Source organism: Rhodococcus sp. CX (assembly GCF_015865005.1).
Taxonomy (GTDB): Bacteria; Actinomycetota; Actinomycetes; order Mycobacteriales; family Mycobacteriaceae; genus Rhodococcus.
Genome location: NZ_JADZGH010000261.1, coordinates 25,657 through 34,775, shown reverse-complemented (window position 1 = coordinate 34,775; position 9,119 = coordinate 25,657). Strand labels below are relative to the sequence as shown.

At 69.4% G+C, this 9,119-nt stretch carries 5 protein-coding genes; 3 read left to right on the top strand and 2 right to left on the bottom strand.

Features of this window, described 5'->3' with window-relative positions:
• Positions 1 to 5,415 (top strand): non-ribosomal peptide synthetase (locus I0Q12_RS28865; RefSeq protein ID WP_197257075.1); only part of this gene is annotated, 5,415 nt, incomplete at its 5' end.
• A 69-nt stretch (positions 5,416 to 5,484) separates the two neighbouring features.
• On the opposite strand, the gene I0Q12_RS28860 is transcribed toward I0Q12_RS28865, so the two are convergent.
• Entirely contained in the window at positions 5,485 to 6,579 is a 1,095-nt protein-coding gene (locus I0Q12_RS28860) for an alpha/beta hydrolase family protein (protein ID WP_197257073.1), read from the bottom strand.
• A 256-nt stretch (positions 6,580 to 6,835) separates the two neighbouring features.
• Between I0Q12_RS28860 and I0Q12_RS28855 the strand changes: the two genes are divergently transcribed.
• Together I0Q12_RS28855 and I0Q12_RS28850 are read left to right on the top strand one after the other, a co-directional pair.
• Positions 6,836 to 7,054, top strand: coding sequence for a hypothetical protein (locus I0Q12_RS28855; protein WP_197257071.1), 219 nt, complete (start codon positions 6,836 to 6,838; stop codon positions 7,052 to 7,054).
• Positions 7,055 to 7,184: 130 nt separating this feature from the next.
• Positions 7,185 to 8,258 carry an alpha/beta hydrolase family protein gene (locus I0Q12_RS28850; RefSeq protein ID WP_197257091.1) on the top strand — a complete coding sequence of 358 codons (1,074 nt, stop codon included), beginning with the start codon at positions 7,185 to 7,187 and terminating at the stop codon, positions 8,256 to 8,258.
• A gap of 93 nt (positions 8,259 to 8,351) precedes the next feature.
• On the opposite strand, the gene I0Q12_RS28845 is transcribed toward I0Q12_RS28850, so the two are convergent.
• Positions 8,352 to 9,119 (bottom strand): SDR family oxidoreductase (locus tag I0Q12_RS28845; RefSeq protein WP_197257069.1); only part of this gene is annotated, 768 nt, incomplete at its 5' end.

Here is a 9,119-nt window from a genome sequence, read left to right as displayed (position 1 = left end):
GTCACCGACTTCGTTCCGTCGATGCTGTCGGTGTTCGTCTCCGCGGTGGCGGCGGGCGACGTCGCGGGCCTGCGCGACGTGTTCGTCATCGGTGAGGCCCTGCCCGCAGCGACCGCCGAGGCGTTCGCGCGGATCAGCGGCGCCGGGCTGCACAACCTGTACGGCCCGACCGAGGCGGCCGTCTCGATCACCTACCGGCAGGCCGCGCCGGGCGATACCGGCTCGGTGCCGATCGGTGTGCCGCAGTGGAATTCGAAGGTCTACGTCCTCGACTCCCGCCTGAATCCGGTACCCGACGGCGTGCCCGGCGAGCTGTATCTCTCCGGCGTGCAGTTGGCGCGCGGTTACCACGGCCGCGTCGACCTCACGAGTGACCGGTTCGTGGCCGACAGGTTCGAGGCGGGCGAGCGGATGTACCGCACCGGTGACCTCGTGTACTGGCAGGGCGGTGAACTCGTCTACATCGGGCGCACCGACTTCCAGGTCAAGTTCCGCGGCCAGCGCATCGAGCTCGGCGAGATCGAGGCGGCGCTGCTCGACGACGACGCGGTCATCTCCGCCGCGGTGCTCGTCGTCGACACCGCCACCGGTGAACAGCTCGTCGCGTACATCGTGCCGGGAGCACCGGAGTCGTTCGACCTCGATCGGGCCCGCCAGGCGCTGAGCCGGAAGCTGCCGACCTACATGATGCCGTCGGCCATCGTCGTGCTCGACGCGTTCCCGCTCAACGCGTCGGGCAAGCTCGACCGCAAGGCGCTGCCGGCGCCGGTGTTCGAGGCGCGGGAGTTCCGGGCGCCGTCCACCCCGGTCGAGCAGATCGTCGCCGGAGTGTTCGCGGACGTTCTCGGCATCGACGCGATCGGTGTCGACGACGACTTCTTCGAGCTCGGCGGCAACTCGCTCGTCGCGACCCAGGTCGTGGCCAGGCTCGGAGCGGCGCTCGACGCCGCGGTGCCGGTGCGTGCGCTCTTCGAGGCGACGACCGTCGAAGCGCTCGCCGCGCGTCTCGAGTCGCACACCGGCGGACCGGGTCGTGCCGCACTCGTGCCGCAGCCCCGCCCCGAGCGGATCCCGTTGTCGGCGGCGCAGTCCCGCATGTGGTTCCTCAACCGCTTCGACCCGGGTTCGGCCGCGTACAACATCCCGATCGCGATCCGCATGGCGGGCGCACTCGACGTGGCGGCACTGCAGCTCGCCGTCGACGACGTGGTCGCCCGCCACGAGGTGCTGCGCACCGTCTACCCGGAGGTCGACGGCACCGGGGTGCAGGACGTGCTGTCCCCGGAGCGGGCCCGCCTGACACCGGCCGTCGAGAACGTCTCGGAGACCGCCGTACTCGAGCGGGTCGCCGAGCTGGTCACGGCCGGGTTCGACGTCACGACGGCGGTTCCGGTCCGCGCGGCTCTGCTGCGGATCGCCGAGGACGACCACGTGTTCGTGTTCGTCGCGCACCACATCGCCGCGGACGGTTTCTCGATCGCGCCGCTGACCCGCGACGTCGTCACGGCGTACGCGGCCCGCGTGCAGGGTGGCACCCCCACCTGGGCGCCGCTGCCGGTGCAGTACGCGGACTACACGCTGTGGCAGCGGGACGTGCTCGGCGACGAGGCGGATCCGCAGTCGCTGCTCGCGCAGCAGCTCGGGTACTGGACCGAAGTCCTCGCCGGGGCTCCCGAGGAGGTGACGCTGCCGACCGACCGGCCGCGTCCCGCCGCGCTGTCGCACCGCGGTGCCACCCACCGGTTCACCGTGCCCGCCGACGTGCGGGCCGGTATCGACCGGCTGGCGGGGGAGCGGGGATCGACGCCGTTCATGGTGGTGCACGCCGCGTTGGCGCTGCTGCTGGCGCGGTTGTCCGGCAGCGATGACGTCACCGTCGGTGCTCCGGTGGCCGGTCGAGGTGACGCCGCGCTCGACGATCTCGTCGGCATGTTCGTCAACACGCTCGTGCTGCGCACCCCCGTGGTGGCCGACGAGACGTTCGCGGACCTGCTGGCGCGGGCCAGGACGGCGGATCTCGGCGCGTTCGGACACGCCGACATTCCGTTCGAGCGTCTCGTCGAAGCGCTCGACGTCGAACGGTCCACGGCGCGCAACCCGCTGTTCCAGGTGGCTCTGGTGTTCCAGAACCAGCCGGCTGCGGCGTTCGATCTCGGTGGACTGCGGCTCGCCGCAGTCGAATTCGAGGACGGAGTCTCCCGCTTCGACCTGCAGGTGACCGTCACCGAGGTCGGTGCCGGAGGCGAATACCGCGTCGACCTGACCTACGCGACCGACCTGTTCGACGAGTCGACCGTGGTGGCGTTCGCCGAGCGGTTCGGCCGGGTGCTCGCCGCGGTCACCGCCGATCCCACGATCGTCGTCGGGGACGTCGAGGTCCTCGCGGACTCCGAGCGCGCGGCCCTCGTCGGCGCCGCCCGCGCGGGCGCCGCTGCCGCTCGCGCTCCTCGCGGCCGGGTGTGGACGTCGACCCTGCCCGCGCTCATGGCGGAGGCCGTCGCGAAGAACCCGGACGGGACCGCGCTGGTCTTCGGCGACCGCTCGCTGACCTACCGGGAACTCGACGAGCAGTCCTCGCGCCTGGCGCGGGTGCTGCTCGGCCGGGGAATCGGATCGTCCGATCTCGTCGCGATCGCGGTGCCGCGGTCGATCGAGTCCGTGCTCGCCGTGTGGGCGGTCGCGAAGACCGGCGCCGGCTACGTCCCGGTCGACGTGAAGTACCCGGCCGATCGTGTCGCGCACATGATCGACGATTCGGGAGTCGTTCTGGGCCTGACGATGTCGGCGCACGTCGACGGACTGTCGGACGGTGTCGACTGGCTCGTGCTCGACGACGCGGACGTGCGGTCCCGGTGCGCTGCCGAATCCGATGCGCCGGTCACCTACCGGGATCTGCCCGCACCGATCCGGTCGTCGCAGGTCGCGTACGTGATCTACACGTCCGGTTCGACGGGCCTCCCGAAGGGCGTCGCCGTCACCCACGCCGGTCTGCACAACTTCTGCGTCGAGCAGTACGAGCGGTACTCGCCGACGGAGCAGTCGCGCGTCCTGCACGTGGCATCGCCGAGTTTCGACGCGTCCGTCCTCGAACTGCTGCTGGCGCTCGGCGCGGCCGCGGCGATGGTGGTCTCGCCGCCGGACGTGTTCGGCGGGGACGCACTCGGGGACCTGATCCGGCGCGAGTCGGTGACGCACGCGTTCATCACCCCGACGGTGCTGGCGTCGATGGATCCGGCGGGTCTGGATTCGTTGCAGCATCTCGTCGCCGGTGGCGAGGCGGTCTCGGCGGACATCGTGGAGAAGTGGGCGCCCGGACGGTCGCTGTACAACGGCTACGGGCCGACGGAGACGACGATCATGTCGAACATCTCCGAACCGATGGTCCCCGGTGCGCCGGTCACGATCGGCGGGCCGATCCGCGGAATGCGGGAACTGGTGCTCGACAGCCGGTTGCGGCCCGTTCCGGTGGGCGTGCCCGGCGAGTTGTACATCGCCGGTGTGCAACTCGCTCGCGGATACCACGAGCGTCGCGGTCTGACCGCGGAGCGATTCGTCGCGGATCCGTTCGGTGTTCCCGGTGACCGCATGTACCGCACGGGCGATGTCGTGACGTGGACGGCGGACGGCGAGATCGCCTACGTCGGGCGCAGCGACTTCCAGGTCAAGATCCGCGGTCTGCGCATCGAACTCGGCGAGATCGACGCGGCCCTTTCCGCGCACCCGTCCGTCGACGTGGCCGCGACGGTCGCGCACAAGGACGGCGAGTCCTCGTCGGCGCAGCTCGTCGGATACGTGCTGCCGGTGGCGGGGGAGCGGATCGATCCGGCCGAACTCAAGGAGTTCGTGGCGAGAAGCGTTCCCTCGCACATGGTTCCGTCGGCGATCATGGTCCTCGACCAGCTGCCGCTGACCCCGGTCGGCAAGCTGGATCGCCGGGCCCTGCCGGCGCCGGTGTTCGAGGCGCGGGAGTTCCGCGCACCCGTCACGCCGGTCGAACTCGCGGTCGCGGCCGTGTTCGCCGAGGTCCTCGGTGTCGAGCGGGTCGGTCTCGACGACGACTTCTTCGAACTCGGCGGGCATTCGCTGCTGGTGATCAAGGTGATCAACCGGTTGCGGGACCTGACCGGTCTCGAGGCCGGGGTCCAGGAGTTGTTCGACCACCCGCAGGTCGAGGATCTCGCGCGGGCGATCGACCCGCAGCGCAGCGGACCGGACGTCGCGAGCTTCGCGGAACACGTGAGCCTCGCCGCGGACATCACCGCCGACGGGGCGCAGCCGCCGCGCGTCGAACCCGAGGTCGTGCTGTTGACCGGTGCCACCGGTTTCCTCGGTTCGCACCTGGTGCGGGAACTGCTCGATCGCACCGACGCCGAGGTGTGGTGCCTCGTCCGGGCCGAGTCGCCCGAACACGGCCTGGCCCGCATCGTGGAATCGATGCGCCGCTTCGGATCCTGGCGGGACACCGGAGCCGACCGCATCGTCGCGGTGCCGGGTGATCTCGGGCAGGACCGGCTCGGGCTCGACGAGGACCGGTTCGCCGAACTCGCCGAGCGGGTCGACGCCATCGTGCACAACGGGGCACGTGTCAACCACATCGAGACGTACAGCCGGTTGCATCGGCCGAACGTGCTCGCGACGGAGGAACTGCTGCGGCTCGCCGCGACCGTCCGGCTCAAGCCGCTGCACTTCGTGTCCACCGGCTCGGTCCTCACCGACGAGGCGGCGCTCGCGGAAGGGCGGCCGTACGTCGCGGGCGAGGACGATCTGCTCGAGGCGGAGCGGGTCGGCGGCTCGGGGTACGTCCAGTCGAAGTGGGTCGGCGAGGCCGTGGTCCGGCTCGCCGGCGAACGGGGCGTTCCGGTGTCGATCTACCGGCCCGGTCTGATCACCGGCGACGTGGAAACCGGTGCGTGCGGCTCGGACGACGCGTTCTGGAACATGGTGCGCGCCATCGTCGCGCTGCAGCAGATTCCGGACATCGCGACCGGCACGGTGCCGATGGTCCCGGTCAACTACGTCGCACGGGCGCTGGTGCAGCTCGCCGTCGATCCGGTGACCTGGGGTGGGACCTACCATCTCGTGTCGCAGCGGCGGGTGCCGATGTCCGAGCTCGAAACGCAGTTGCGTGCGCACGGATTCGACCTGCGCACGGTGACGGTGCCCGAGTTCGGGGAGGCGTTGTTCACCACGGCGGAGAAACTCTCCGCGGCCGGTGACGACAGTCTGATGCGGGCGATGCTCGTGTCCGGCCAGTTCGCGACCGGTCTCGCCGAGATCGAGACGTTCTCGGACGAGAAGACTCGCGCGTACCTGGCCGGGACCGGCGTGGAGTGCCCGGTCGTGGACGCGGAGGTGCTCGGTCGGTACGTGGAGTACTACGCCCGGACCGGCTTCTTCCGCCGGCTCGACGGCTAGAACCGGAAACGGCCGGACCGGAACGTGGGTTCCGGTCCGGCCGTTCCGGTTTCGAGCTGTAGATACGGATCAGACGCCGAGCGCACCGGCGAGGACAGGCCAGGAGTTCTGGAGCTCGTCACGCCAGTAACCCCACGAATGCGTTCCGGTGGGCCGGAAGACGACGGTCGCGGGAATGTCGAGGTCGTCGAGCCTTCGCGCCATGTTCTGCGTGCAGCCGTTCGTCGCGGCCTCGATGATCCCTCCGACGACGACCTGATTCGCGAGTACCCCGATGTCTCCGTCGATGTCGGGTCCGGTGAGGGTGTCGTACTGTCCGGGCAGGCCGCTGCCGTTCGACAGGTACAGAGCCAGACCACGCAGCTTCTCGGCGTTGACGTAGGGATCGTTCTCCACCCAGTCGGGGTCGTCCGGTGGGCCCCACATGTTCTCGGTGTTTCCGTCGCCCCAGGATTCGACCACGAGATTCACGTACGCCTGCCCGACGGGGTCCGACGTCTGCGCGCAGCCGCTGTACGCGGCGACGCCGCGGTAGAGGCCCGGTTTCGCGAGGGGAAGCTGCAGCACCGACGTGCCCGACGACGAAAGGCCCGCGATCGCGTTGACGCCGTCGGCGCCCAGACCGGCGTCGATCAACGGGGGCAGTTCCTCGGTGAGGAAGGTGGTCCACTTGTTGACACCGAGCACCGGATCGGGCCGCTGCCAATCGGTGTAGTAGCTCCACTTGCCGGCCATCGGGGTCACCACGTTGATGTTCTTGTCGGCCAGGAACGTCGCCGCGTCGGTCCGTGCCCGCCAGGTCGCACCGTCCTCACCGCCGCCGGCGCCGTTGAGCAGATACAACGTGGGGCGGGGCACGCTCGTGTCCTTCGGACGGATGATATCGAGCGGGATCTCCCGGTCCATCGACCCGGAATACACGTACATCACGAGGGACTGCGCGTCACGCACCTCGATCCGTGTGATGCGTGAACCGTTGACCGACACCGGCGATGCGAGCGGCTGTGCGTTGTCGATGACCGGATCCGCCTCTGCGGCACCGGCGGTGACAACGGGGAACAGTGCGGTGACGAGGGCGAACGCTGCCGCCTGGGCCACTCGCGCACGCCGCGTTCTGCTCTGGCCGGGCGCGCGGAGCGCATCGCGTGATGCCGGTCGGATCATCGTCGTGGACCTGCCTGTCGGGGGCGTCGGAAGCCCCGACGCCGGCTGGGTTCGGTTGTCTCATCGTCGCGAAACGGGTTTCCGTTTCATCACGGCAATAGTCCCTCGACGGCCGATGCACGGCCGGAGATCCGAACTTCTTTACGGTATCGTCACCGTTGGCGTACGGTGTGATCCGCACCGATGGGGGGTTCGTGCTGTCGCCGCCATCGTTGAACCGGCCGCTGCGGCGGTCGCCTACAGGAGGAGTTCTCAGATGCGTCGTGCACTGACCGTTCTGCTCGGCAGCGCAGCCGCTGCCGGTATCGCTTTCGGCGCCGCGGGTGCCGCTCAGGCGGAACCGATCGTGCCGCAGGCGCCGATCCCGTTCATCGGCCTGACCGTGGATCAGCTCACGGACGCGGTCACTCCGCCGAACTGCCCGCCGGGCAACCTGTTCGCCGTGATCGGCGGTCAGTGCTTCGTGATCGGCTGATACGCGACAACCGTTCGCAACAGTCGACGATGGGATCCCTTCGGGGGTCCCATCGTCGCATGTACGAGGGCGCTGCTCCGCGGTGACCCGACACGCAGGAACAGCAATGGAGAAGGTGGGAAGCGAGCGCATGCGCCGAAACACGAACCGTACGGCGGTAGCCGTCGCGAGGTCCCTTGCCGTGGTACTGACCGCGGCCGCACTGCCCATGGCTGTGGGTACTGCCTCTGCGGGGGCCGATCCGGTCCTCGACACCGGGAAGGTTCTCGCTTCGGTCGAGTCGCCCAACGGTTCGAAGATCACCAAGGCCGAGGTGTACGACGAGCACTCGATCATCATCTGGGTCTACTCGGCGTCGATGGGACGTGAGATCCCGGTCGACGTGTGGCGTCCGGCCGACACGAGCGAACCGCGGCCCACGCTGTACCTGCTCAACGGTGCCGGTGGCGGCGAGGACGCCGGGACGTGGCGTCTGCAGACCGACGCGATCGACTTCCTGACCGAGAAGAACATCAACGTCGTGTCGCCGCTGGGCGGCCGGTTCAGCTACTACACCGACTGGTACTCCCCGGACCCGGTCCTCGGCAACAACAAGTGGACGACGTTCATCACCGAGGAACTGCCACCCATCGTCGACGCCGCGCTCGGCACCAACGGCGTCAATGCCATCGCCGGCCTGTCCTCCTCCGGCACGTCGGTGTTCTCGCTCGCGACCGCGAAGCCGGGCCTGTTCAACGGCGTCGCCGCCTACAGCGGGTGCGCGCAGACGTCGGACCCGATCGGCAAGCAGTTCGTCAAGCTCACGGTCGAGACCTGGGGCGGCGGCGACGTCGTCAACATGTGGGGTTCGGACGACGACCCGGCGTGGGAGGCGAACGATCCGTACCTGCACGCGGAGAAGCTGCGCGGCCTGGAACTGTACGTCTCGAACGGCACCGGCCTGCCCGGCCGCTACGACAACGGCGACGGCCCGGGTATGAACGGTGACGCCGGGAACGTGGCCAACCAGGTCATCGTCGGTGGCGTGATCGAGGCCGCCACCAACTACTGCACGCACAATCTGCAGGACCGGCTGAACGAGCTCGGCATTCCGGCGACCTTCAAGTTCCGCGACGACGGCACCCACTCGTGGGGCTACTGGGAGGACGAGCTGAAGGAGTCGTGGCCGGTGCTGGCACGCGCGCTCGACATCGACGAGAGCTGATCCGCGAGCGCATCGCGACAGCCGCGACGAACATCTCGGGGCCGGTGACGAACTTCGTCACCGGCCCCGAGATCGCTTCTACCGGGGAGCGGTTCAGGCCCGCCAGACGAACCGGCGCGGCTTGAGCCGGTCGAGGGTGGTCCACAGCTTGTAACGCCGGCCGGGGATGCTCACGACCCGGCCCTTCGCCGCGTCCTCGAGGGCGGTCCGCGCGACGTCCGCGGTGTCGAGCCACAGCTGCTTCGGGACGCCGGACACGTCCTGCCCGCCACGAGGATGGAACTCGGTATCCATGAATCCGGGGCACAGCGCGACCATGCGCACGCCGTCCGCGGCGACCTTGTGGGCGAGCCCTTCCGAGAACTTGACGACCCACGCCTTGCTCGCGCTGTACGTCGACGCCGGGCCCGTGAACAGACCCGAAACACTCGCGACGTTGACGATCGTGCCGCGGCCCGCAGCCCGCATCGACGGCAACGCGGCGTGCGTCAGCTCCAGCACCGCGGTGACGTTGACCCCGAGCTGGCTGCGCAGCAGGTCGAGGTCCGCGTCCCAGAACTCACCGTCGGTGAGGAAACCGGCATTGTTGACGAGGACGTCGACGCCCTTCGCGAGCCGTTCGGAGGCCGCGTCCCGCCCCGCCTCGGTCGCGAGATCCGCCGCGATGATCTCCGCGCGCACGCCGTGCGTGCCGGCGAGTTCGTCCGCCAGCGCGCGCAGTCGTGCCTCGTCGCGCGCCACCAGAACCAGATCGTGCCCCTGCTCGGCGAGCAATCGGGCGAAAGCCGCGCCGAGTCCGGAGGTGGGGCCGGTGACGAGTGCGACCGGGCGGGTCGATGGTGATGTGGCTGCGGAATCAGT